26 protein-coding genes and 1 tRNA gene are annotated in these 20,856 nt (G+C 57.6%); 9 read left to right on the top strand and 18 right to left on the bottom strand.

Annotated elements, in window-relative coordinates:
• Positions 1–10 precede the first annotated feature (10 nt).
• The 8 genes from ectA to H7C18_RS12500 all read right to left on the bottom strand — a co-directional run bounded on the left by ectA (position 11) and on the right by H7C18_RS12500 (position 5,623).
• Positions 11–523 (bottom strand): diaminobutyrate acetyltransferase, encoded by a 513-nt coding sequence (gene ectA / locus H7C18_RS12535; RefSeq protein ID WP_185129411.1) that lies wholly within the window; start codon positions 521–523, stop codon positions 11–13.
• Positions 520–1,455: an ectoine/hydroxyectoine ABC transporter ATP-binding protein EhuA gene (gene ehuA / locus H7C18_RS12530; protein ID WP_202887048.1), complete on the bottom strand. Its 936-nt coding sequence runs from the start codon at positions 1,453–1,455 to the stop codon at positions 520–522. The genes ectA and ehuA overlap by 4 nt, the downstream gene beginning before the upstream one ends.
• Complete coding sequence (ehuD, locus tag H7C18_RS12525) at positions 1,452–2,123, bottom strand: ectoine/hydroxyectoine ABC transporter permease subunit EhuD (RefSeq protein WP_185129410.1); 672 nt, start codon at positions 2,121–2,123, stop codon at positions 1,452–1,454. Before ehuD ends, ehuA begins: the two co-directional genes overlap by 4 nt.
• A gap of 3 nt (positions 2,124–2,126) precedes the next feature.
• On the bottom strand, positions 2,127–2,771 hold the full coding sequence (gene ehuC, locus H7C18_RS12520; protein ID WP_185129409.1) for an ectoine/hydroxyectoine ABC transporter permease subunit EhuC: 645 nt from the start codon (positions 2,769–2,771) through the stop codon (positions 2,127–2,129).
• Between the two features lie 12 nt (positions 2,772–2,783).
• On the bottom strand, positions 2,784–3,680 hold the full coding sequence (ehuB, locus tag H7C18_RS12515) for an ectoine/hydroxyectoine ABC transporter substrate-binding protein EhuB (protein ID WP_185129408.1): 897 nt from the start codon (positions 3,678–3,680) through the stop codon (positions 2,784–2,786).
• A gap of 392 nt (positions 3,681–4,072) precedes the next feature.
• Positions 4,073–4,396, bottom strand: coding sequence for a hypothetical protein (locus H7C18_RS12510; protein WP_185129407.1), 324 nt, complete (start codon positions 4,394–4,396; stop codon positions 4,073–4,075).
• Positions 4,397–4,418: 22 nt separating this feature from the next.
• Positions 4,419–4,670 carry a hypothetical protein gene (locus tag H7C18_RS12505; protein WP_185129406.1) on the bottom strand — a complete coding sequence of 84 codons (252 nt, stop codon included), beginning with the start codon at positions 4,668–4,670 and terminating at the stop codon, positions 4,419–4,421.
• A 170-nt stretch (positions 4,671–4,840) separates the two neighbouring features.
• On the bottom strand, positions 4,841–5,623 hold the full coding sequence (locus tag H7C18_RS12500; RefSeq protein ID WP_185129405.1) for an SDR family NAD(P)-dependent oxidoreductase: 783 nt from the start codon (positions 5,621–5,623) through the stop codon (positions 4,841–4,843).
• A gap of 445 nt (positions 5,624–6,068) precedes the next feature.
• Here H7C18_RS12500 and H7C18_RS12495 point away from each other — a divergent pair, with 445 nt between their 5' ends.
• Positions 6,069–6,686, top strand: a complete 618-nt coding sequence (locus H7C18_RS12495; protein ID WP_185129404.1) for a TetR/AcrR family transcriptional regulator — start codon at positions 6,069–6,071, stop codon at positions 6,684–6,686.
• Positions 6,687–6,891: 205 nt separating this feature from the next.
• Here the strand turns inward: H7C18_RS12495 and rpsR are convergent, their stop codons facing one another.
• From rpsR to rpsF, 3 genes are all read right to left on the bottom strand, one after another.
• On the bottom strand, positions 6,892–7,227 hold the full coding sequence (rpsR, locus tag H7C18_RS12490) for a 30S ribosomal protein S18 (RefSeq protein WP_185129403.1): 336 nt from the start codon (positions 7,225–7,227) through the stop codon (positions 6,892–6,894).
• Positions 7,228–7,248: 21 nt separating this feature from the next.
• The gene (gene ssb, locus H7C18_RS12485) at positions 7,249–7,779 is read right to left on the bottom strand and encodes a single-stranded DNA-binding protein (RefSeq protein WP_185129402.1); all 531 of its coding nucleotides are present in this window, start codon (positions 7,777–7,779) and stop codon (positions 7,249–7,251) included.
• 71 nt (positions 7,780–7,850) lie between these two features.
• Positions 7,851–8,135: a 30S ribosomal protein S6 gene (rpsF, locus tag H7C18_RS12480; protein WP_185129401.1), complete on the bottom strand. Its 285-nt coding sequence runs from the start codon at positions 8,133–8,135 to the stop codon at positions 7,851–7,853.
• A gap of 212 nt (positions 8,136–8,347) precedes the next feature.
• Between rpsF and H7C18_RS12475 the strand changes: the two genes are divergently transcribed.
• On the top strand, positions 8,348–8,530 hold the full coding sequence (locus H7C18_RS12475; protein ID WP_185129400.1) for a YjzC family protein: 183 nt from the start codon (positions 8,348–8,350) through the stop codon (positions 8,528–8,530).
• 283 nt (positions 8,531–8,813) lie between these two features.
• Here the strand turns inward: H7C18_RS12475 and H7C18_RS12470 are convergent, their stop codons facing one another.
• Complete coding sequence (locus H7C18_RS12470; RefSeq protein WP_185129399.1) at positions 8,814–9,251, bottom strand: MerR family transcriptional regulator; 438 nt, start codon at positions 9,249–9,251, stop codon at positions 8,814–8,816.
• Positions 9,252–9,389: 138 nt separating this feature from the next.
• Here H7C18_RS12470 and H7C18_RS12465 point away from each other — a divergent pair, with 138 nt between their 5' ends.
• Positions 9,390–10,235, top strand: a complete 846-nt coding sequence (locus H7C18_RS12465) for an SDR family NAD(P)-dependent oxidoreductase (protein WP_185129398.1) — start codon at positions 9,390–9,392, stop codon at positions 10,233–10,235.
• A 581-nt stretch (positions 10,236–10,816) separates the two neighbouring features.
• Here H7C18_RS12465 and H7C18_RS12460 read toward each other — a convergent pair.
• Positions 10,817–10,907 (bottom strand) — tRNA-Ser (locus H7C18_RS12460).
• A 278-nt stretch (positions 10,908–11,185) separates the two neighbouring features.
• On the opposite strand from H7C18_RS12460, the gene H7C18_RS12455 reads away from it, so the two are divergent.
• From H7C18_RS12455 to H7C18_RS12435, 5 genes are all read left to right on the top strand, one after another.
• On the top strand, positions 11,186–12,232 hold the full coding sequence (locus H7C18_RS12455) for a LacI family DNA-binding transcriptional regulator (RefSeq protein WP_185129397.1): 1,047 nt from the start codon (positions 11,186–11,188) through the stop codon (positions 12,230–12,232).
• Positions 12,229–13,695, top strand: a complete 1,467-nt coding sequence (locus H7C18_RS12450) for an extracellular solute-binding protein (protein ID WP_337913398.1) — start codon at positions 12,229–12,231, stop codon at positions 13,693–13,695. The genes H7C18_RS12455 and H7C18_RS12450 overlap by 4 nt, the downstream gene beginning before the upstream one ends.
• Before the next feature lie 111 nt (positions 13,696–13,806).
• On the top strand, positions 13,807–14,682 hold the full coding sequence (locus H7C18_RS12445) for an ABC transporter permease subunit (protein WP_185129396.1): 876 nt from the start codon (positions 13,807–13,809) through the stop codon (positions 14,680–14,682).
• A gap of 3 nt (positions 14,683–14,685) precedes the next feature.
• Positions 14,686–15,558: a carbohydrate ABC transporter permease gene (locus tag H7C18_RS12440; RefSeq protein WP_185129395.1), complete on the top strand. Its 873-nt coding sequence runs from the start codon at positions 14,686–14,688 to the stop codon at positions 15,556–15,558.
• Between the two features lie 15 nt (positions 15,559–15,573).
• Positions 15,574–16,842, top strand: a complete 1,269-nt coding sequence (locus H7C18_RS12435; protein WP_185129394.1) for a CehA/McbA family metallohydrolase — start codon at positions 15,574–15,576, stop codon at positions 16,840–16,842.
• Positions 16,843–16,980: 138 nt separating this feature from the next.
• Here the strand turns inward: H7C18_RS12435 and H7C18_RS12430 are convergent, their stop codons facing one another.
• From H7C18_RS12430 to H7C18_RS12420, 3 genes are read right to left on the bottom strand one after another with little or no spacing between them, the layout of a single operon-like run.
• Positions 16,981–17,202 (bottom strand): DUF951 domain-containing protein, encoded by a 222-nt coding sequence (locus tag H7C18_RS12430; protein ID WP_185129393.1) that lies wholly within the window; start codon positions 17,200–17,202, stop codon positions 16,981–16,983.
• A 1-nt stretch (position 17,203) separates the two neighbouring features.
• The gene (locus H7C18_RS12425) at positions 17,204–18,127 is read right to left on the bottom strand and encodes a mechanosensitive ion channel family protein (RefSeq protein WP_185129392.1); all 924 of its coding nucleotides are present in this window, start codon (positions 18,125–18,127) and stop codon (positions 17,204–17,206) included.
• Positions 18,128–18,144: 17 nt separating this feature from the next.
• The gene (locus H7C18_RS12420; protein ID WP_185129391.1) at positions 18,145–18,396 is read right to left on the bottom strand and encodes a putative Se/S carrier protein; all 252 of its coding nucleotides are present in this window, start codon (positions 18,394–18,396) and stop codon (positions 18,145–18,147) included.
• Positions 18,397–18,508: 112 nt separating this feature from the next.
• Between H7C18_RS12420 and yyaC the strand changes: the two genes are divergently transcribed.
• Positions 18,509–19,126, top strand: a complete 618-nt coding sequence (gene yyaC, locus H7C18_RS12415; RefSeq protein WP_185129390.1) for a spore protease YyaC — start codon at positions 18,509–18,511, stop codon at positions 19,124–19,126.
• Here yyaC and H7C18_RS12410 read toward each other — a convergent pair.
• On the bottom strand, positions 19,101–19,592 hold the full coding sequence (locus tag H7C18_RS12410) for a DUF4446 family protein (protein ID WP_185129389.1): 492 nt from the start codon (positions 19,590–19,592) through the stop codon (positions 19,101–19,103). The genes yyaC and H7C18_RS12410 overlap by 26 nt on opposite strands.
• A gap of 62 nt (positions 19,593–19,654) precedes the next feature.
• Entirely contained in the window at positions 19,655–20,821 is a 1,167-nt protein-coding gene (locus tag H7C18_RS12405; RefSeq protein ID WP_185129388.1) for an aminotransferase class V-fold PLP-dependent enzyme, read from the bottom strand.
• Positions 20,822–20,856 lie beyond the last annotated feature (35 nt).

The following is a 20,856-nucleotide window of genomic DNA, read 5'->3' as shown; positions in this document are numbered from 1 at the left end:
CCCCCCATTCTTAGTCGCTCTCGAGATCCCGGACGATCGGACCCATCCGGTACAGCTCCTCTGCCTCATGACCGGGTTCCAGGAAGATCCCCTCCCGGAACCCTTCCGACACGGTGATCGCCATTCGCAGCGAATCGGCCCACTTCTGGAACAGCCGCCGCGAGGGGCCGTTCGAAGGAGAGATCGTCGTCTCCACGAAGCGGACGTCCAGCTCGGCCGTCAATTCGTTCAGCAGCGCCATCGCGACGCCCTGCCCGCGATAGCGCGAATCGACGGCGATCTGCCAGACGAACAGCGTCAGCGGATCGGAAGGAAGACGGAAGCCGGTCACCATCCCGGCCAACCGGCCTTCCTCCTTCGTCTCCGCGATCAGGCACGTCTCGCTGAACCATTGGCCCAGCATCGCATAACAGTACGTGGAATTGACGTCCAGCTCGCCGCTTGCGCGGACCAGCTCCGCCATCCTCCGGCCGTCCTCCGCCCGGGGAGGCCGGAAGCGCAGCGAGCCCAGCGCGCCGCTCATTCGCGCCCCGCCGCCGTCATGGAGCCTGCGGAGGTTCCGGCATCGTCCGCGCGGCGGCCGCGGAACCGGGTCAGGAACGATTGCAATCGCTCGCTCCGCGGATTTTCGAAGATTTGCTCCGGCGTCCCCTGTTCGACGATGCGCCCGCCGTCCGTAAACAGCACCCGGTCGGCAATGTCGCGGGCGAAATCCATCTCGTGAGTGATCAACATCATCGCCATTTCTCCCTCGGCGGCCACGTTCTTGATCACGTCGAGCACTTCCCCGACGAGCTCCGGGTCGAGCGCCGACGTGACCTCGTCGAACAGCATGATGTTCGGCTGCATGACAAGCGCCCGCGCGATCGCCACCCGCTGCTTCTGCCCGCCGGACAGCTGCGCGGGATAATGCTTCGTCCGTTCTTGCAGTCCGACCCGTTCCAGCATCGCCAGCGCCCGCGCTTCGGCTTCCTCCTTCGGCATCCTCTGAACGAGCACCATCGCCTCGGTCACGTTGCGCAGAATGTTCATATGCGGGAACAGGTTGAAATGCTGGAACACCATGCCGATCTTCCCCCGAACCCGGTGCAGATGCTTCTCGTCCGCCGGGACGAGCCTGCCTTTGCGCTCCATATGCCACAGCTGCTCTCCATCGACTTCGATCGTGCCGGAGGTCGGCTCCTCCAGCGTCATCAGCAGCCGCGCCAGCGTCGTCTTGCCCGATCCGCTCGGGCCGATCAGCGCCACCTTCTCGCCCGGCCGGATGTCCAGATCGATCCGGTCCAGCACCTGATGGCTGCCGAACGACTTGGTGATCCCGCGATAGCGCACGATCGGCCGAATCTCCTCCTTGACGTTCGTCTCCGGTTCCTCCGGCCCCCTGCGCCGCTCCGGCGCGGGAGGCGCGACGTCCGGCTGTTCCGTCTCCCGCAGCGTTTCCGTTTGTCCGATCATTTCGCTTCCACGCTCCTCTCCCTTCTTTTCAAATGCAGCTCCAGCCTTCGCACCAACAATCCCGAAGGATAGCTGAGCAGCAGGAAGATCACCCCGACCAGCGTAATCGCCTCTACATAGCGGAACGAATGCGATCCGATCGCCTTGGCCGTCGTCAGCAGCTCGACCAGCGTAATCGCGGACAGCGTCGGCGTCTCCTTGAACATGACGATCAGATAATTGCCCATGACGGGAATCGTCGGCGGCACGGATTGCGGCAGCACGACCCGCAGCCACGTTTGCGCTTTGGTCAAATTCAGCGCCCGGGACGCTTCCCATTGTCCCTTCGGAACCGACTCGATTCCTCCTCGGTACACCTCGGCCAAGTACGTGCTGTAGTGAATGCCCAGCCCCAGAATGCCGGCGGTCATCGGAGACAGCACGATTCCGTAATTCGGCAGCGCGTAGAAGAGCACGATAAGCTGGATAAGCAGCGGCGTGCTGCGGATAAATTCCGCGACCCAGGTAACCGGCCACGAAATCCAGCGGCTTCTCGCCCGGCGCGCTAGCGCGATCGGAAGGCCAAGCAGGCAGGCGACGGCGAATCCGCCGAACGTGGCGATCAGCGTGATCGGCACGACCTTGATCAGCTCCGGCACGATCGACCAAGCGTAACTCCAATCCCACATCGCCTATCCCCTCCCCACTGCGGCTCTTCGTTCAAAGAACCGGATGAGTCGGGTCAAAGCGAACGCGACGATGAAGAACAGGATCAGAATCCAGCCGAAAATGGCGGGCGTCTCCGTCATGTTGCTCGAACGGAGCACCATGCCCCGGAACGTGACGTCGCTCAGCGTAATCAGATAAACGAGCGAGGTCCCCTTGAGCAATTCGATCTGCAGATTGCCGAAGGCCGGCAGCATCATGCGCCAGGCTTGCGGCAGAATGATCCGGCGCATTCTTTGCCGTGGCGTCAGATTGAGCGCGATCGCCGCTTCGGTCTGCCCCTTCGGCACCGCCAGCACGCAGCTTCGGACCACCTCGGACCCGTAGGCCCCGTAGTTCAGTCCCAGCGCCAGCACCGCGGCGCTCATCGCCGGAATTCGAACGTCCAGCAGCAGCGGAAGCGCGAAGTACATCCAGAACAGCTGCACGAGAAGCGAGGTTCCGCGGAACACTTCGACGTAGACCAGCGTGACGCCTCTCACCGTGCGGGACTTCGACAACCGGCCGAACCCCGCGGCGAACGCGAGGACGAGAGCGACGGCGATGCTGTACAGCGTGACGAGCAGCGTCGTCTTCATACCGTCGAGCAGCGGCGGAAGCAGATGCCACATGGCCGGCCCCCGCTACTTGGAGAGCTCTTCCGCGGTCATGTCTCCCGGAAGCTCCTGCTCCGTGAATCCGAACGGCTTCAGAATCTCCAGCAATTCTCCGGAATCCTTCAGCTTCTGAAGCTCGGCGTTGAACGCCTCGCGGAATTCGCCGTCGTCCTTGCGGAAAACCGCCGCCCCGTATCCGCGCACGCTTTTGCCGTCGATGACGGGCTGCTCGAAGTCCGTCACACGCTCCATCTTGTCGTCCGCGGCCGAATCCAGCATGGCCTGCAGCGCCGGGCCCGTCATGGTGATCGCGTCGACCCTTCCGGCCTGCAGCGCCGAGATGGCCGAAGGCTGATCCGGAACCGTAACGATCTGCGCGTCGGGAATGCCGGACTTTTGCAAATATTCGACTTCGACGGCTCCGTTCATGACCGCCACCTTCGCCTTGCTGTTAGCCGCGATATCCTTGTAGCTGTGAAGATTGGCCGGATTGCCCTTCTTCACCGCGATCGCTTCGCCGATGCTGTACTCGGGATCGGCGAAGTCCGCTTCCTTCGCCCGTTCCGGATTGATGAACATCCCGGCCGTAATGATATCGAAGCGCTTGGCGTTCAGCCCGGGAATGAGCGAGCCGAACTCGGTCAGCACGCCGTTCACTTCCGGTATCCCCATATTGGAGAGAACCTTCTTCGCCACCTCGACCGCTTCCCCCGTCAGCTTGCCGTCCGCCGTCGCAAACGCGTACGGATTTTCGTTGGCGAAACCGATCGTGACATACCCCTGACGTTGGGCTTTGGCTAGCGTCGTTTCTCCCGATGGCGCCGCATCGGAGCCACCGCTTCCTTCGGCGTTTCCTCCGCTGCCGCAGCCGACCAGTGTCAGCAACGACACCAGGCAAAGTCCAGCGACCAACCTTCTTTTCATTCCTTGTGCTCCCTTCTCTTTTTTTGAAAAAGCTTTTGAAAAGCTTTGTGTAAGGGTAACATGAACCGTCCCGGGGCTCACCCTCGATCTGGCCCCCTTAGCCGGGCTGAGCCGGGCTCAGGGGAGATTACCCGGCCGATCCGGCCCGATCCTCCCATATCCTCCCACATCCTGCCCGATATCCACCCCTGAAATTTCGCTTCCTATTAAGCGCGGGATCAATTGGCTGAGATAATCGAATTTTTTATTAAGAAATCGGTCTAATTTCGCTCCATTTGAACCATAGAGGCAGAAATCGACAAAAAAAGAAGCGTAGCCGCTTCGCCCGCTTCCCGCTCTTCTTCTTTTAAACGATTTATCTCCGTAGAGAAGGACAGAAGCCCTATCTCCTGTCAGCCTTCGAGCCCCGGTTCGTATCGCATTCCGTCGAGATGCCGCACCGTCTCTTCCGTGCCGATCCGATGGAGCAAGTTGTAAATTTCGTTCAGATCGTCGTCGTATGCATCGTTCTGCCTGTCATGATGGTAAGGCAGCCCGGGCTGAAGCGCGATTCGGAATGCCGTCCCGTATTCATGAATCTCCAGTGCAGCGAAGAGGTCACGCAAGGTTTGAACCTCTTCGGGCGTCGCGTCCACTTCGAACTCGTAGGCTCCGTCCCCTTGGTTTTCCAAGATGCTCTTGGACTGAACGGAGACGTAATACCGTCTGCGATCCATATACGATTCCCCCTCCCTTCATTCAGCCCGATTGCTGGCTGAAAAGAACCCAAATGATGCCGCCCACGATCGCCGCGACCGGAATGATGATGTACAGGACCAGAATCGGATTGGAGGATATCGGGTGTCTTACCGAAGCCGCCGCCATGTCGTCGGCGCCATGGTCCATTTCCCGGTGCTGCTCCCTGCGCATGACCGAAACGGAGTAGACCGTACCCACGATAAGAACGACAATGCCCAGACCCATCAGAATGTACGGCATCGCACCGAACATAAGCGAAACGTCCCTTCTCTTGTCGAGTTTACTTTACTGTTTCCTTCGGAAGCGGCCTTTTATGCGAGGGGCCGGCAAAACGAAAAAAGCCCCTTCGGCTCTACAGCGGACTGTAGACCGAAGAGGCTTTCGGAGCGTATCGCTTACTCCGTCGCGTACGGGAGAAGCGCTTATAGCCTAGTTCCTCCGGTGGCATCAATAAATTGTCCCGTGATCCATCGCGCTTCCTCAGATGCTACAAACGCAACTACATCGGCAACGTCTTCAGTGGTGCCAATTCTTCCGAAAGCAGTCATTGAAGCCGCTTCAGCATGAGCTTCCGGGATCGCGAGCCAATCCTTGTTCATATCAGTATTCGTAACTCCCGGCCTTACTGCATTAACAGTAATACCCTTTGATCCAAAATGTGGAGCTAACGCCAAAGTAAGTGTCTCGATGGCTCCCTTGGAAGCCGAATAAATGGAATGCCCTGGACCGGCAACACGAGTAAAGCCAGTAGAAATATTAATGATTCGTCCGCCGTTCCGTATAAACGGGCCAGCTGCTTGAGTAAGAAAGTATGGAGCTTTAAGATTAACATTAATGACATCTTCGAACGCCTCAATTGACGTTTCTTCAAAAGGAATGGCCGGTGCAATACCTGCGTTATTGATCAAGATGTCCAATTGCACAGATCCAATTTCCGAACGAACAGCATCTTCAAATGCAGCCCAAAGCTTTTTTACACCGGAAATACCGGTGGTTAATTCTGCTTCCAGAGCCACAGCCTTCGAGCCCAGCGCCTTAATCTCTTCAACGACTTTTAAAGCAGCATCCCTATTACTGGCGTAATGGACGCCTATAAATTCCGCTCCGCCTGCAGCTAATTTTTTGGCTATTTCAGCCCCCATCCCACGACTTGCCCCCGTAACCAAAGCAACTTTGCCACTGAATTTTCCTTCAATCGTCGACATATTGCCTACTCCTTTTAAGAGAAATTTTAATCGCTTTTTAGCAAAAACTTTAAGCGCCCGCCGGTTGAAAGCTATTTGGCAGGCAGTACCTCATTTTGTAAAATAAAATTTTCGCTTAGCCCATACGCCACTGGACGCCCTCCCCCGGAAATCGGCCGAGTATCATAACGATCGTTACGTTAATTGATGTTATACAACCCGGTGTGAATTGTCAATAACGTAACGGTCATTACGTTTTATTTTTTTGTTCTATGGCAAGGGAGTTGGGGTCACGTTATGTTAGGTGACGGCAAAGTATTTCACCGACCGTGTGTTGCCGTAGATGCCCTTGCCTGATGGAGTTGGTAGCGTTCTGTAACGTGTGTTATGATAAACGTAAAGTATGAAAATCGGACATAACCCCTTTAATTTCGGCCGTCACAAAAAATGCGAGGTGATCTGACTGATGGGACGTAAACGCGAATTCGATGTGGATCAGGCACTGGACGCGGCAGTTTGCGTGTTTTGGCGCAAAGGCTACGAGGGCGTGTCGTACTCCGACCTGACTCAGGCCATGGGTGTCGAACGACCCGCGCTCTACTCGGCGTTCGGCAACAAGGAAGCGTTGTTCCGCCGAGCGCTGGCTCGCTACTACGAGCGTTACCTGGATTTCATCCCGGCCGCGTTGGATCTGCCTACCTCGCGGGAGGTGGTTGCACACATCCTCCGCAGGGCGGCCGAATTGCATACTCGTTACCCGGATCACAGGGGATGTCTAGGAATCAACGGCGCCTTGGCTTGCTCGGACGATGCCGAACCGATTCGGCTTGCCCTGATCGATGCGCGTGCGGAGGGAGAGGCGTCGCTGCGTGATCGATTCGAACGGGCAAAGCAGGAGGGAGATCTGCCGGAGACCGCTAACTGTACCGCGCTAGCTGCATTCGTGATGGCGGTGACCCATGGTATGGCTGTTCAGGCCAAGGCCGGCTTCAGTCGCGACATGCTAGAAGCTGTTGCTGAGCAAGCGCTCTCCACCTGGCCTACCGGCAATTCCACACTTTCCAGAAGTCATCCTGAACCTTAGTGCAGAGGGATATCGTTATACAAAAACGCAAGCTTGGCTGCTTCCGTATATAAAGCAGCACGCTTCAAAGTTAACCGAATCTACCCATGTGGCAGATATCGCGTTAATACGCGGGCTTGCCACAGAGGCATATTATCAAAAAAAAAGCTCTTCCAGAACTACATAAAAACGTAGTCTAGAAGAACTTTTTTCTTATGCTGGCTGGTTACTCCGTCGTGTACGGGAGAAGAGCCATCTGACGCGAACGCTTGATTGCGACGGTCAGCATGCGTTGGTACTTCGCCTTCGTGCCGGTTACGCGGCGAGGCAGGATCTTGCCGCGCTCGCTGATGAACTTGCGGAGCAGGTCCAGATCCTTATAGTCGATATGCGTAATCTTGTTTACGGTGAAGTAGCAAACTTTGCGGCGCTTGTTGCGTCCGCGGCGGAACTTGCGGGGCTCGCGCTGTTCGCGGCCTTCTCCGCCGCCACGGTTCTCGCGCGGTGTATACGTACGCTCTTCACGAGCGGCAGGTGCTGCAGCTTGTTGTTGTTCGCTCATTGTTTCTCCGTCCTTTCCTGTCTAAAATGGCAAATCATCGTCCGATATATCAATCGGCTTGCTGTCATCCGCGAAAGGGTCGCTATTGCCGCCGCGCGATCCGGATCCGGAGCCGCGGCTGCCACCGCCGCCGTAACCGCCTCCGCCGTAGCCTCCGCCGGAATTCCCTCCGCCGCCGCCGCCGCCATAATCGTCGCGACCTTGTCCGCCTCCGCCTTCGCGGTTCGGAGATTCCAGGAAGCGTACGTTATCGGCGATGACTTCCGTTACATAGACGCGGCGTCCTTCGTTGTTCTCGTAGTTGCGCACCTGAATGCGCCCTTCCACGGCGGCCAGACGGCCCTTCCGAAGGTAATTCGCGCAAGTCTCGGCCAATTGGCGCCAAGTGACGATGGGAATAAAATCCGCCTCGCGTTCCCGTTCTCCCCCTTGATCGCGAGAGAAAGGACGGTCGACGGCCAGCGTAAATTGCGCAACGGCCACGCCCGCAGGCGTGTAACGAAGCTCGGGGTCCTTCGTCAAGCGTCCGATCAGAATAACCCGGTTCAACATGGCACGATCCCTCCCAGCTATGACAACTCGCGGCGGAACATCCGCCCGGCTAATGGGTTAAGTTCGTTCGCTTAGGCGACTTCTCTGACGATCATGTGACGAATGACTTCGTCCGAAATCTTCAGAACGCGCTCCAGCTCGTTCACGATATCCGAGGAAGCCGTGAATTGAACCAACACATACGTACCGTCGCGGTGCTTGTTGATCTCGTAAGCCAGGCGCTTCTTGCCGAGCACCTCTTGCTTGACGATCTCTCCGCCGTTCACGATGATGCCTTGGAATTTCTCCACGACAGCTTGAACGGTCTCTTGATCCACGTCCGGACGGATAATGTACATCAACTCATAGTTGCGCATTTCCGTTCACCTCCTTTTGGTCTTTGGCCCTCCGCTTGGCACACCGAACGGTTGTCCGATCGGCCGGAGAGCAAGGAGTATGCTTGTTAATGGCATACTTATATAACTTATCACAATTCCATAGGCGGGTCAACGAAATACGAATGCTGTTGCATATCCGGCTTCCTTTTCCCAGACAATATCGACTGAATTCGCGCACAGGGGGTGAACAGATGGGCGAACAGACCGAATTCGAGCCGGGCCAGCGGGCGCCGAACGACGGGGAGTACATTGAAGTCGGGGAAGCTTCCTTCCACACCGGCATTCAGAATCCGAAGCGCATTCGGCTCTCGCGGGGGGAACGGTTCCCGGAGACCTCGAACCACCGCCGAAAATGGAAGAAGTTCAACAGTTAAAAATTTCCGCCGCATAAAAAGCGGTCCCTTGAGCCAATCTATAATCGGCGACGAACAGAGAGGTGTGGTTCCATTGAACCCATGCAGGCAACGGCCGAAGGAAGACACGTACCAAACGGAGTAGGAACGGAGGGTTGTGCCAAAGACACTTGTCAAAAGCACAGCATTTCGCGCTAGTGCGGTCCGTTTACCCGAACTGCTGGTATACGGCTGACGGCGAAGCCCGGCTTCGCGCAAAACCGCATGCGTCAACAGCAACGGATGGCAACGACTTCGACTCTTATCAACGTCGCCCGAAGAACCCCGCAAGGGGTTCTTTCGTTTTTTCCTCCGAAAGAGCGCATTCCTGCCCCCGGTTGAAGCCCTCCGTGAGCCGGTCATCGATAAAATCGAGAACTTGCTGCAAAGAATCGATCTGTTCCCGGATTTTCTCCCGATGCTCCTCCATCAGCCTGTGCAGCTCCGGCGTCGGCCGTATGCCCTCCTTGCTGCGGTACATGCCCATATAAGGCCTCATCTCGTCCAAGGACATCCCGGTCTTTTTCAGGCACCCGATCATTCGGATCCGCTCCGCATCGTCCGGGCCGTATACGCGGTGCCGGTTCATCTTCCGTTCTGCGCGCGGAAGCAGGCCGATCTTCTCATAATAACGAACGGTATCCGTCGTAATGCCGTTTCGATCCGCAATCTCCTTGATCGTCAGTTCGCGAGTGGCGTCCATATTCGTCCCGCTCCTTTCTTTTCGTCCCCATTATATCCCTTGGAGCCAACTTCAAGTCAATGTCGGAGGAAGTGTTGACTTGGTGTCGACTCCAATTTGTACAATAGGCCCAACTTCATGAACGAGGAGGAGAATCGAATGAAAACAGCCGAAGAACCCCGCGTCGCTCTCGTTACCGGAGCCACGAACGGGATCGGTTATGAATTGACGCGCAAATTGCTGGCCGACGATTGGGAAGTCGCCGCCCTGATCCGCTCCGAATTCCGGCGGGACGACCCGCTTGTGAGGGACAGTCTCGCTCGCGGCCGACTGCGGACGTACCGGGCCGAACTGACTGATTTTCAAAGTCTGAGGAACGCGCTGGAGCGAATCAAAACCGAGGAGCGCAGCTTGGATACGCTGTTCAACAACGCCGGCGGCAGCTTCCCGAAGCTCGACTACTCCAAGCAGGGACGCGAGCTGCACTTCGAACTGCACGCCGTCGTCTCCTATATTATCTTCATGGAACTTAAGGAGCTGCTGCGGAACGGAACGATGCGAACCGTCATCAACACGTCTTCGTCCGCTTTGAAGATGGTCAGGCGATTCAACCCCGACAAGCTGGAACGTCCCGACACGTTCAAGAAGCTGCTAGGCCCTTATGCGACATCCAAATTGGCGCTGTCCCTTTGGACGAGCGAACTGGCGCCCTCCCTCTCCGCCGACGGCATTCGAATGCTTAGCGTCGATCCGGGGGGCAACAATACGATCCGAAAAGACAAAAACTCGGGATTGCCGCTCATCGCCAAGATGATGATGAAGCTTGTTTTCCCGCCTCCGACGCATGGAGCCTCGCTGCTGTACCAAGCGGCGGCGGAAGCGAATCGGACGCCGTCCGGGTCCTTTTTGCTGAAGAATCGTCCTTATGAGCTGCCTTTCGCCCAGCACGGGCGGAAAGTGCTGGAACTGGTCCGAACGATTTACGAAAAAGAATATGCGGCGTAAACGGCAAAAGAGCGGCTCCTCGTCGGGAGCCGCTTCGCCTACCGTTTCGTAAGTTCGCCCACGGTTTCAGCGACTATCACGCCGGGGCCTACGAACCTGCCTTATGGCAGGTTCGCTTAACGGCCCGTTCTCATCCCACCTGCGCCACTCAACAAAAAAACGACCCTGTTAGGGTCGCAACTTGTTTTTTGTTGAGTGGCGGAGAGGGTGGGATTCGCTCCGTCGCCGCGTGACCGTACTATCCGTACGGTCACGACAATTGCGACTATCACGCCGGGGCCTACGAACATGCCTTATGGCATGTTCGCTTAACGGCCCGTTCTCATCCCACCTGCGCCACTCAACAAAAAAACGACCCTGTTAGGGTCGTAACTTGTTTTTTGTTGAGTGGCGGAGAGGGTGGGATTCGCTCCGTCGCACCGTGACCGTACCCATTCGTACGGTCACAGTAATCGCGACTATCACGCCGGGGCCTACGAACATGCCTTATGGCATGTTCGCGTAACGGCCCGTTCTCATCCCACCTGCGCCACTCAACAAAAAAACGACCCTGTTAGGGTCGCAACTTGTTTTTTGTTGAGTGGCGGAGAGGGTGGGATTCGAACCCACGCACGCCTTGCGACGCCTAGTTGATTTCGAGTCAACCCCCTTGGGCCTCTTGGGTACCTCTCCTCACAGCAAGAAAAATCATATCATATTTGGGACGAGCGCGCAACCACTTTACGCCACCGCGCGCACAAAATCTGTTTTCCTTGTTCGGCACGGATTTACAAAGCGATGACACGGCATGAATATCGGGTTAATAAAACCGGTTTACGATGAGGAACGTACCCGGGGCTAATTCAGAATTTGGATTCATCGAGAGAAGGGGACGATTCTTCACGATTATCGCTAAACCGGTTTAATGGATCGACGTTTGTCTCATTCAGAAAGGAAAGGTAAGTTTCTGTATGGCCACCATCGATGACGTCGCGAGAGCGTCCGGCGTTTCCAAAGGCACCGTATCCAGCGTGTTCAGCAAAAAAAGACCGATCAGCCAAGAAGTGACCGCGCGCGTGCTGGCCGCCGCAAAAGCATTGAACTACAAGCCCAATTACTGGGCTCGCAGCCTGGCGAACAAATCGACCCGCATCATCGGACTGAACCTTCGGGCCGATAAAGTCAAGTTCAGCCAGTTCCATCTGTCGCTCTTAAACGGCGTGCTCGGCGCTTGCTATGCCAGGGGGTATCGGCTGCTCGTCAACGCTCTTCCCTCCTCCTTCCAGGATCAGGTGGAGCACATGGCCACCGACCCGGTCGACGGCGAGATCCTGCTCGATCCGGAGACCCGCGACCCCCGGGTCGCCGAACGGCTCTCCGGCGAAGTGCCGATCGTGCTGATCGGCCGGCCGTCGCCCGAGTACGAGAATCGCGTCTCTTACGTAGACAACGACAACGTCGCGATGACGCAGCAGATCACGCGCTACTTGCTCGGCCTCGGGCATCGGCACTTTCTGTTTCTGAACGCGCCCAAGTTCCGAACGGTCGCCGACGACCGGTCGCGCGGGTTTCTTTCGGCGATCCGGGAAGCCGGACTTCCGCCCTCGTCCTATCATTTGAAGTATAAGCCCGATCCGGACAATCCTTCGTTCGACTTCGGCTACGAGATGACGCTCGCGACGCTCACGGAACGACCGGACATTACGGCCGTCATCGCCGATACCGACACGATGGCGCTTGGCGTTTACAAGGCGGCCGAGGCGCTGGGTCTCGCGATTCCGGACAAGCTGTCGGTGTTCGCCTTCAGCGACGATTCGGTGTTCTCCCCGGAGTTTACCCCTCCCCTGACGGGCGTTCGCCTTCACGCGGAACGGCTGGGACGGGAAGCGGCCGAGCTGCTGCTCGAGCTGATCGACGGAGGCGCCAGAACGCTCAAACGAACGATCGTGCCGACCGACATGGTCATCCGCAGCTCATGCGCGGAACCTATATTAAATTTGGGAGGGAACAAATCGTGAAATTGAAAATGACCGCCGTCCTGTCCGCAACCGCGATCGGAGCCCTGCTCCTGTCCGCCTGCGGCAGCACGAACGAAGCTTCATCTTCTCCTTCGTCTTCCGCATCCGGATCGGCCGAAGCTTCAACATCCGCCGAGCCGGCCGGATCTTCCCAGGCAGCCGATACAGTCGGAGGCAAGCTGGCGATCCTGACCGGCAACGTGGGCGGCAAGACGCCGGAGGGCAACGAGAAGTTCGCCAAGGCGCTCGGCGACAAGCTGGGCATGGACGTTACGCTGGACAAGCCGGCCAGCGATTACGATCAGAAGGTATTGACCGCGCTCGGTTCGGGCGCCAAATACGACCTGATCGAAGTGAGCGACCTGGCCAAGCTGAATACTTTTATCGACCAAGGCGTCGTCACCGACCTGACCGACTTTGTCAAGCAATCCTCCGTGCTGTCCGATCCGTCCGTGATTCCTTCTGCCGAGTGGGACCAGTTGAAAGGCGAGGACGGCAAAATTTACGGCGTCTTCTCCAAATTCCAAGGGGCGACGATGCCGATCGTCCGCAAGGATTGGCTGAACAAGCTGAACCTTCAGGAGCCCAAGACGTTGGACGAGCTCTACAACGTGCTCAAGGCGTTCAAGGAGAACGATCCCGACGGCAACGGCAAAGCCGACACCTACGGTCTGAGCACCTCCGGTTTGTACGATATTCAAGGCATCATGAGCGCGGCCGGCCTTAAATACCGGTACGTGATGAAGGACGGCAAGCGGACGATTCCCTATGCCTCGGATGCCGCGATTCCGATGTACGAATGGTTCGCCAAGCTGGTCAAGGAAGGCATCATGGATCCGAACTTCGTAACGAACGATACGGCGAAGATGCGCAATCTGTTCCTGGCCGACCGCGTCGGCATGATTACGTACTGGGATGCCTGGGTCGGCATGTTCAATAGCCTGAAGCAGCAGGAGAACCCGAACACTACGTTCGATGCGGAAGGCATGGCCAGCATTCCCGGACCGGACGGAACGATCCTGATGCGGCGCGGCGATCCGGATTTCTGGATCATTCCGAAGAACGCCCCGCACCCGGACGCCGCCAAGAAGTTCCTGGAGTTCTGGCAGTCGCAGGACGGCATTACGCTCGGCAGCCTCGGCGTCGAAGGATACGACTACACCGTGGATAACGGCACCTATACGCTGACTGACGTCGGCAAGCAGGCGAACATGGACCATGGCGTTCCGTACTGGTACAACTCCAGCGTGAAGTCGCCGTTCCCTCCGCTTCCGGGCGTCGAGGACGCGATGGCGCTGTCCAAGCAATACGCCACGCTGGAGGTATCGCTGTCCACCTGGCCGGACGCCGAGAAGATCGTCACGAATTACGCGCTCAAGGCGATGTCCGGACAGATGCCGGCCAAGGACGCCGTCGCGCAGATGCAGAAGGAACTGAAGGCCGCCAACCTGATCGACGAATAAGCCGGCTACCGGCCTGCGGCCGACGTCAACGGTTGCAGAGGCCGGCGAAGAGCGAGGAACCGTTCCTCGCTCTTCAAGGTTCCGGCATATTGGAAGAGGAAGTGAGCACCGATGAAGATCTTGAAGAAACACGGCCTATTCTACCTGCTGATGCTTCCCGTCGCGATCTACTTTGTCCTTTTCTCCTACTATCCGCTCGTAAAAGGTTTGCAGACCAGCTTTCAAGACTACAAGCTGATGGGAGCCAGGCCGTACGTCGGGTTTACGAATTACGGGACGGTTTGGCACGACCCGACGTTCTGGGACGCCTTCCGGAACACATTGATCATAGGCGGAGGCATCTTGATCGCCGGTTTTCTCGCGCCGCTGATCGTCGCCCTGTCGCTGAACGAGGTCTTGAACCGTCCTTTCAAAAAAGCCGCGCAATTGATCCTGTACATTCCGCATCTTCTCTCCTGGGTCGTCGTCGGCGGAGTGTGCATCTTCCTGCTGTCTCCGGACACCGGCTTCGTCAACCTTCTGCTCGTCAAGCTGTTCGGCATCCAGCCGATCAACTTCCTGGCGGAGGATTCCTGGGCACGGGGCATCATGATCGGCTCGGCCGTATGGAAGGACATGGGCTACAACTGCATCCTGTTTCTGGCCGGAATCGTCGCGATCAACCCTTCCTTGTATGAAGCCGCGCGTATGGACGGGGCGACGAGGTGGCAGCAGATGCGCTACGTCACGCTGCCGCAGCTGGCCAACACGATGAAGGTCATTTTTCTCCTGAACACACTGGGTATCCTTCGCATCTTCGATCAAATTTTCGTGATGCGCAATTCGGCCATCGCCTCCAAGGTGGACGTGCTGATGATGTACACGTTCCAGAAAGGCATCATGGAGATTCGCCTTGGCCCTGCGGCGGCGGCCAGCTTCTATGTCGTGCTGTTTACGCTTGTGCTCACGTTCGCGGTGCGAAAAATGACTCGTTTCGATGAGGTGTAACGTATGGGAAGCGATCGCTACGACCGGATCGGCTGGAAAAACAAAACGTTCGACGTACTGAACGCCGCATTCCTGCTGCTGCTCATGCTGACCATGATCGTCCCGTTCGTCAACGTCCTCTCGCTCGCGTTCTCGTCCGGAATGGCGTCGATGCGGCCCGAGATGATTCTGTTCCCGAAACAGTTCAGCACCGAAGGATTTCGGATCGTATGGCAGAGCCTCGACCTGTGGCGGCCGTTCATGAACAGCGTCATCGTGACCGTCTGCGGAACGGCCGCGCATGTTCTGCTGTCGAGCTTGGCCGGCTACGTGCTTATTCAGCCACACTTGCCGGGACGGAAGGCGATGGTCACGTTTATCTTGCTCACCATGATGATTCCGCAGGACGCGATCTTGATTCCGCTCTACCTGGTCAATAAGGACCTCCACCTGCTCGACAAGCTGGTCTCCCTGGTGCTGTCCGGCATGGTCTCCGGTTTCTCGATCTTGCTGATGCGCAATTTTTTCGCGGGCGTTCCCTACGAGATGTCCGAATCCGCGCAGATCGACGGAGCGGGAACCTTGCGTATCTTCGGTTCGATGTATATGCGGTTGGCGAAAACGGGGCTGGCGACGGTGGCGCTGTTCGAATTCGTCAGCCGCTGGAACATGTTGTCCGCACCGGTGCTGCTCATCAACGATCCGGCGAAGACGACGCTGCAGGTGGCGCTCAAATCGATGATCGTCGACACCAGCGCCACCTCCAGCAGCTTCCTGGTGACGACCAACGTCCGGATGGCAGGCGTGCTGATTACGATCATCCCCCTGCTGGCCATCTACCCTTTCGTGCAGAAATATTTCATGAAGGGGATCTTCCTTGGCGCCAGCAAAGAATAGAAAGGACGAGAGCCCATGTCCGTTGTCACGACGCATCTTTTGACGCGGCGAATCGTTAAAGAGGAAGAGAAGTCGTACCTGGAAATTCCCTTCCCGGTACAGGACGACGCGGAGCGAATCGAAGTCGCTTACGTTTACGACCGGTCGGACGGCCGGACCGTCGTCGATATCGGCATCCGCTCCCCCGAGCGGATCGTCGGCTGGAGCGGCGGCGCCCGCGAATCGTTCTTCGTCGGTCTCGGCAAGGCGACGCCCGGCTGCTTGGCCGGCCCGCTTCCGGAAGGCGATTGGCATATCCTGCTCGGCGCCTATCGCATACCCGAGAGCGGCTGCGAGGTTCGGATCGAGATTGCGATCACGCATAAGCATCCGCGCTGGATCAAGGGCGATCTGCACATGCACGGCGTTCACAGCGACGGTTCCTATACCGTAGCCGATGCGATTCGATCCTGCAAGGAGAAGGGACTGGCGTTCGCGGCGTTCACGGATCACAACAACGCTTCCCAGAACCTGTCGACGCTCGCTGCGGACGACGGTCTGGTGCTGATCCCCGGAGTCGAGCTAACCAGCTATAAGGGACACGCCAATCTGCTCGGCGCGATGGACGCGCTGGACGACTTCCGCGTGCTCACGCCGGAGCAGGCGTCGGATGCGCTCCGCCGCGCGGCGGACAAGGGCTCGCTGGTCTCGCTGAATCACCCGTTTTGCAACGATTGTCCGTGGGAGCTCGGATTCGACGTTCCTTTTGACGCGATTGAAGTTTGGAACGGTCCGTGGCGTCCGCTCAATGAAGCAGCCGTCCAATGGTGGCAAGAGCAGCTGTCTGCCGGACGAAAAATCGTAGCGATCGGCGGCAGCGACACGCACGCCCCTCACCTTCTCGTCATCCATGGCACGCCGACAGCTTACGTCAAAGCCGGAGCCGAGTCCGGTGACGAGATTATGCAGGCGATCCGCGGCGGGCGCGTCGTGCTCTCGTTCGCCCCGAACGAGACGTTTATCGACCTGTCGCTCGAGGGAATCGGCGTCGGCGAGACGGCGAACGTTCGGGATCGGGACGAATGGGAATTGACCGTAAGCGTCAGCGGCGCGAAAGGAGATCGCGTTCAGCTGTGGTCCGACCGGGGAATCGAGCGGGAATGGGACGTGGAGGAGCAGGGGGAATTTACGATGCGAGTGCCGGCCGGCCGGTTGTTCTATCGGGCGGAAGCGAAGCGCTTCTTGCCGGAATGGGACCGAACCATTACCGCCTGCCTGACCAATCCCATTTATTTAGAAGCCTGAAAACAAGCAGGCCCGAGGACACCAAACGGTTCCTGCGGGCCTGCTTGCTTCAACTCGTATAAACGATAGGCAATCTTGAATCCGATCAATGGCGAACGGTATTGGAAGCGCCCGGACACCGTCTCCCGTGCCTCTCTTTTAGCTGCCGCTCTCTTCTTCCCCTTCTTTTGCGGCCGGGCGAAGCACCTTCTTCATGCTTTTCTCGAACTTGGCGCGAGGCAGCAGAATGCTGTGCTTGCAGTGCACGCACTTGATCCGGATGTCCATGCCCATGCGGATGATCTCCATCTCGTTCGCGCCGCAAGGATGCGGCTTTTTCATTTGAACGACATCGCCCAGCCCGAATTGCTTCGCCTCCATATTACGCTCCCCCCGTTCGTTCCAGCGCCGTTCCGTTGGAGTAGCGCGGATTGCCCGCCTCTTCGAATGCTTTCTTGATCTCCGCGTTCAGACGCCGCGACAGCGCCGTCTGCGTATTCGGCTTGCACTGGGCCGTAATCCGCAGCACGATATCGCTGGCGGTCAGCGACTGGACGCCCAGCAGCTCAGGAGCGCCCACGAGGCTTGGGTCCTCGAACCGGTTGACCACTCCCCTTACGATCTCCACGGCCGTCTCCAGCCGTTCCGTGGCTGCGATCGAGACGTCCACCACGGCAAGAGAGTTGTTCACCGAGAAGTTGGTAACATCCAGAATGGATCCGTTCGGTATCACGAATACTTCGCCCGTCCAACTTTTCAACCGCGTGGCCCTAAGCCCGATCATCTCGACCGTACCCTTGAACTTGCCGGTCTCGATTACGTCCCCTACCGAGAAGTGATCCTCGAGAATGATGAAGAAGCCCGATATGACGTCCTTGACCAGGTTCTGAGCGCCGAAGCCGATCGCCAGCCCGATCACGCCGGCTCCGGCGATAAGCGGAGCCAAATTGATGTTCAGCTCGCCCAAGATCAGCAGAATCACGATAAAATTAATGACATACGAGGCCGTATTGTGCAGGAGCTTGCCAACCGTCTGCACGCGTCTCGTGCGCAGCTTGAAGCGTCGGGATGCCCGCGGATTGGTCATTCGGTCGATCATTCGAAGGATGAGCGCTCTGGCGATTCGGCTGACGACGAAGATCAGTAGAATCCGTATCATCACCTTCAGCACCGCAATCCAAAGCGTTGCGCTGGTAAGCGGGTCCCAAATCTCGTGCACGAACGTCGTCCACTCATTCGAATCTCCGACCGCGGTATCTGCCGCCAATTGAGCCAGCGGCGCGTTCAACAAGCTATTCAGCCCCATCCCGCATCCCTCCGATTTTACAGGATCTGCTCGTAACCTTCCGGTTCGACTCTTCGGAACATCCCGCGAATCTCCACCTTCTCTTCCACGATGACCGCTTTGGCCCGTTCCATCTCCGGCTGCGGGAATTCGATAGACAGCGCGCATCCCGCCGTGATTTCCTTCGGCGTGGGCCGGATGTCGATCTCGATTCCGGCGTACTCCAGCAGCATCTCGGCTCTGAGCGCCTGTTGGGTCGAATCGAAGGCGATCAATAACGGCTCCTCCATGTCGTTCCGGTCCTCCTAACTTTCGTCTCGCGGCCTGGCCGCTCTGCGAGTATAAAAGCGCTAAACCGTCCATATACTAGTAACATCCCCTGGGAGGAGGCGAAACAGACGAATGAACGGCGCTTGGGAGAGACGGCCTTCCGATAGCAGCGAAACCGCCGCGCTCTCTTTGAAAATTCCTTACAACGAACCATCCGTCGTGAGCCGATTGGCTCAGCGGCTGGAAAGCCAGCTGAAGACGCTCCCGCCGGAGAGGCGCATCGTCATCGTCTGCGTCGGCACGGACCGCTCCACGGGAGATTCGTTGGGGCCGCTCGTCGGCAGTTCGCTGTCGAGGGTCCAGAATCCGGCGTTCGACCTTTACGGAACGTTGGAAGAGCCCGTCCACGCCATGAATCTAAGCGAGACACTGCTGCGGATCTTGCGTACGGCCAAAAATCCGTTCGTGATTGCGATAGACGCCTGTCTCGGACAAGTCTCCAGCGTAGGCTGCATCCAGGTCGGTTCCGGACCGGTTCGGCCCGGTGCCGGCGTGAACAAGGAGCTGCCTCCCGTCGGCGATATGCATATGACGGGGATCGTCAATGTCGGCGGTTTTATGGAATACTTCGTTTTGCAAAATACGCGCCTTAATCTTGTCGTCAAGATGGCGGACATTATCTCCGAGAGCATTCAGCTGTCCCTTAGCCGAACGCGCGGATCGGTCATTCCTTTTGCGATGCCAGACTGATCGCCTGCTTCTCTTCAGGAGACAGCATGTAGGCGGATTGTCCTTTATCGAGCGGCTTGGCGTAAAGGAACATCTGTTCCCGGCCGTGAATGCCGGTCAGTACGACGCCGTCTTGATCTTCATTCACGACCGCAACCGAGAAGCTCAGATCGCTCCCCGAATCCGAAAATGCGTTGAACCGAAAGACGCCGATCCGCCCTTTGAGCGCGGCCAGGCGTCTTTCGTGTTTAACCAGCTCCGCCTCCTGCTCCCTGCGGCTGCCTTCCAACTGCCCAATGCGTTCATGCAGCGCATGCAGGACGTTCTCCAGTTCCGGAATGCCCGTATCCCCCACCAGCTTGCGATGCGCTCTCCCTAATCTGCCGAGCTTGCCGCCCAATACCGCTATCCAAATCAAAGCCACAATAATCAATACGCCTTCTCCGGCCGCGATAGCCAGCCACACGTTGTCGTCCCAGCCGTTCATGCCTTTCTCCCCCATGCTTTCTTCAATTGCGTGTTTCTCGCGTATTAGCGTTGACGACAGGTTCAGCTGCGACGATCGGCGGTGATCTCCCGCACGGCGTCTAACATGGATACGATATCCGATTCGGTTGTAAAATATCCCGGGCTTGCCCGCACCGCGCCCGTCTCCGACGTCCCCGCGCTTTGGTGTCCTAGCGGCGTACAATGAAACCCGGAACGTACGGCAATGCCGTACTGCCGATCCAGAACGAAGGCGGTCTCCGATGGGTCCATTCCTTCAACGATAAAGGAAACGATCGCGGTCCTTTCCGCTTCCGGCCCAGGTCCAAGCACCGATACTCCCGGAAGTTCAAGCAACCCTTCCATTAATTGACGCGTCAGTTCCAGTTCCCTTCGATGAATCCGAGCAGGCGTCTGGTCCGATACGAACCTCACCCCCGCGGTCAAGCCTGCGATTCCGACCGTATTGGGCGTTCCCGCCTCATACCGATCGGGTCTGACGACGGGCTGCTCCGGCGATTCCGACCGGCTTCCCGTCCCTCCGTACATAAGAGGCTCCAATTCCAAATCGGGATGTAGATATAACCCCCCCGTTCCTTGAGGCCCCATCAAGCCTTTATGACCCGGGAATGCGAGCATATCGATCCCCATGCCTTCCACATCGATGTCCAGCACGCCGGCGCTTTGCGCGGCATCCACGAGCAGCTTCACGCCCTTGGCCCGGGCGATCTCCGCCACATCCGCGATCGGAACGATCGTGCCGAGCAGATTGGAGCTGTGCGTGGCGACTACCAGCCTGGTGCGGGGACGGATTTCGTCCTTCAGCTTCTTCAGATCGATGATCCCGAATGCGTCCGTCTCGACATAGGTAACGTCGATTCCCCAACGCCGGCGCAGCGCCTCCAATGGTCTCCTCACCGAATTATGCTCCACCGATGTCGTCACGACGTGATCTCCCGGACGAAGCCATCCTTGAAGCGCCATATTCAATGCATGAGTTGTATTAAGCGTAAAGGCAAGATCGTTCGGATTGGAAAATCCGAACAGCTTGGCCGACGCTTTACGGCCTTCGAACAATACGCGGCTGGCCTTGACCGCCATCTCATGGCTGCCTCTGCCCGGATTGGCCGACGCTTCGCGCAAAGCGCTCTCCATCGCCTCTTGAACCTGAGGAGGCTTAGGCCATGACGTCGCTGCATTGTCCATATAAATAATGGATCTTTTATCCATGGTAATCCTCCGTAAACGTCGCCCGGACGCAAGAA

This window comes from Cohnella zeiphila (assembly GCF_014212055.1).
In the GTDB taxonomy this organism is placed as follows: domain Bacteria; phylum Bacillota; class Bacilli; order Paenibacillales; family Paenibacillaceae; genus Cohnella; species Cohnella zeiphila.
This window is presented reverse-complemented; position numbering and strand designations above follow the sequence as displayed.

What these genes read in the sequence shown, in the direction of transcription:
- ectA (WP_185129411.1), bottom strand. Translation starts at nt 523, where the DNA reads ATGAGCGGCGCGCTGGGCTCGCTGCGCTTCCGGCCTCCCCGGGCGGAG.
- ehuA (WP_202887048.1), bottom strand. Translation starts at nt 1,455, where the DNA reads ATGATCGGACAAACGGAAACGCTGCGGGAGACGGAACAGCCGGACGTC.
- ehuD (WP_185129410.1), bottom strand. Translation starts at nt 2,123, where the DNA reads ATGTGGGATTGGAGTTACGCTTGGTCGATCGTGCCGGAGCTGATCAAG.
- ehuC (WP_185129409.1), bottom strand. Translation starts at nt 2,771, where the DNA reads ATGTGGCATCTGCTTCCGCCGCTGCTCGACGGTATGAAGACGACGCTG.
- ehuB (WP_185129408.1), bottom strand. Translation starts at nt 3,680, where the DNA reads ATGAAAAGAAGGTTGGTCGCTGGACTTTGCCTGGTGTCGTTGCTGACA.
- H7C18_RS12510 (WP_185129407.1), bottom strand. Translation starts at nt 4,396, where the DNA reads ATGGATCGCAGACGGTATTACGTCTCCGTTCAGTCCAAGAGCATCTTG.
- H7C18_RS12505 (WP_185129406.1), bottom strand. Translation starts at nt 4,670, where the DNA reads ATGTTCGGTGCGATGCCGTACATTCTGATGGGTCTGGGCATTGTCGTT.
- H7C18_RS12500 (WP_185129405.1), bottom strand. Translation starts at nt 5,623, where the DNA reads ATGTCGACGATTGAAGGAAAATTCAGTGGCAAAGTTGCTTTGGTTACG.
- H7C18_RS12495 (WP_185129404.1), top strand. Translation starts at nt 6,069, where the DNA reads ATGGGACGTAAACGCGAATTCGATGTGGATCAGGCACTGGACGCGGCA.
- rpsR (WP_185129403.1), bottom strand. Translation starts at nt 7,227, where the DNA reads ATGAGCGAACAACAACAAGCTGCAGCACCTGCCGCTCGTGAAGAGCGT.
- ssb (WP_185129402.1), bottom strand. Translation starts at nt 7,779, where the DNA reads ATGTTGAACCGGGTTATTCTGATCGGACGCTTGACGAAGGACCCCGAG.
- rpsF (WP_185129401.1), bottom strand. Translation starts at nt 8,135, where the DNA reads ATGCGCAACTATGAGTTGATGTACATTATCCGTCCGGACGTGGATCAA.
- H7C18_RS12475 (WP_185129400.1), top strand. Translation starts at nt 8,348, where the DNA reads ATGGGCGAACAGACCGAATTCGAGCCGGGCCAGCGGGCGCCGAACGAC.
- H7C18_RS12470 (WP_185129399.1), bottom strand. Translation starts at nt 9,251, where the DNA reads ATGGACGCCACTCGCGAACTGACGATCAAGGAGATTGCGGATCGAAAC.
- H7C18_RS12465 (WP_185129398.1), top strand. Translation starts at nt 9,390, where the DNA reads ATGAAAACAGCCGAAGAACCCCGCGTCGCTCTCGTTACCGGAGCCACG.
- H7C18_RS12455 (WP_185129397.1), top strand. Translation starts at nt 11,186, where the DNA reads ATGGCCACCATCGATGACGTCGCGAGAGCGTCCGGCGTTTCCAAAGGC.
- H7C18_RS12445 (WP_185129396.1), top strand. Translation starts at nt 13,807, where the DNA reads ATGAAGATCTTGAAGAAACACGGCCTATTCTACCTGCTGATGCTTCCC.
- H7C18_RS12440 (WP_185129395.1), top strand. Translation starts at nt 14,686, where the DNA reads ATGGGAAGCGATCGCTACGACCGGATCGGCTGGAAAAACAAAACGTTC.
- H7C18_RS12435 (WP_185129394.1), top strand. Translation starts at nt 15,574, where the DNA reads ATGTCCGTTGTCACGACGCATCTTTTGACGCGGCGAATCGTTAAAGAG.
- H7C18_RS12430 (WP_185129393.1), bottom strand. Translation starts at nt 17,202, where the DNA reads ATGGAGGCGAAGCAATTCGGGCTGGGCGATGTCGTTCAAATGAAAAAG.
- H7C18_RS12425 (WP_185129392.1), bottom strand. Translation starts at nt 18,127, where the DNA reads ATGGGGCTGAATAGCTTGTTGAACGCGCCGCTGGCTCAATTGGCGGCA.
- H7C18_RS12420 (WP_185129391.1), bottom strand. Translation starts at nt 18,396, where the DNA reads ATGGAGGAGCCGTTATTGATCGCCTTCGATTCGACCCAACAGGCGCTC.
- yyaC (WP_185129390.1), top strand. Translation starts at nt 18,509, where the DNA reads ATGAACGGCGCTTGGGAGAGACGGCCTTCCGATAGCAGCGAAACCGCC.
- H7C18_RS12410 (WP_185129389.1), bottom strand. Translation starts at nt 19,592, where the DNA reads ATGAACGGCTGGGACGACAACGTGTGGCTGGCTATCGCGGCCGGAGAA.
- H7C18_RS12405 (WP_185129388.1), bottom strand. Translation starts at nt 20,821, where the DNA reads ATGGATAAAAGATCCATTATTTATATGGACAATGCAGCGACGTCATGG.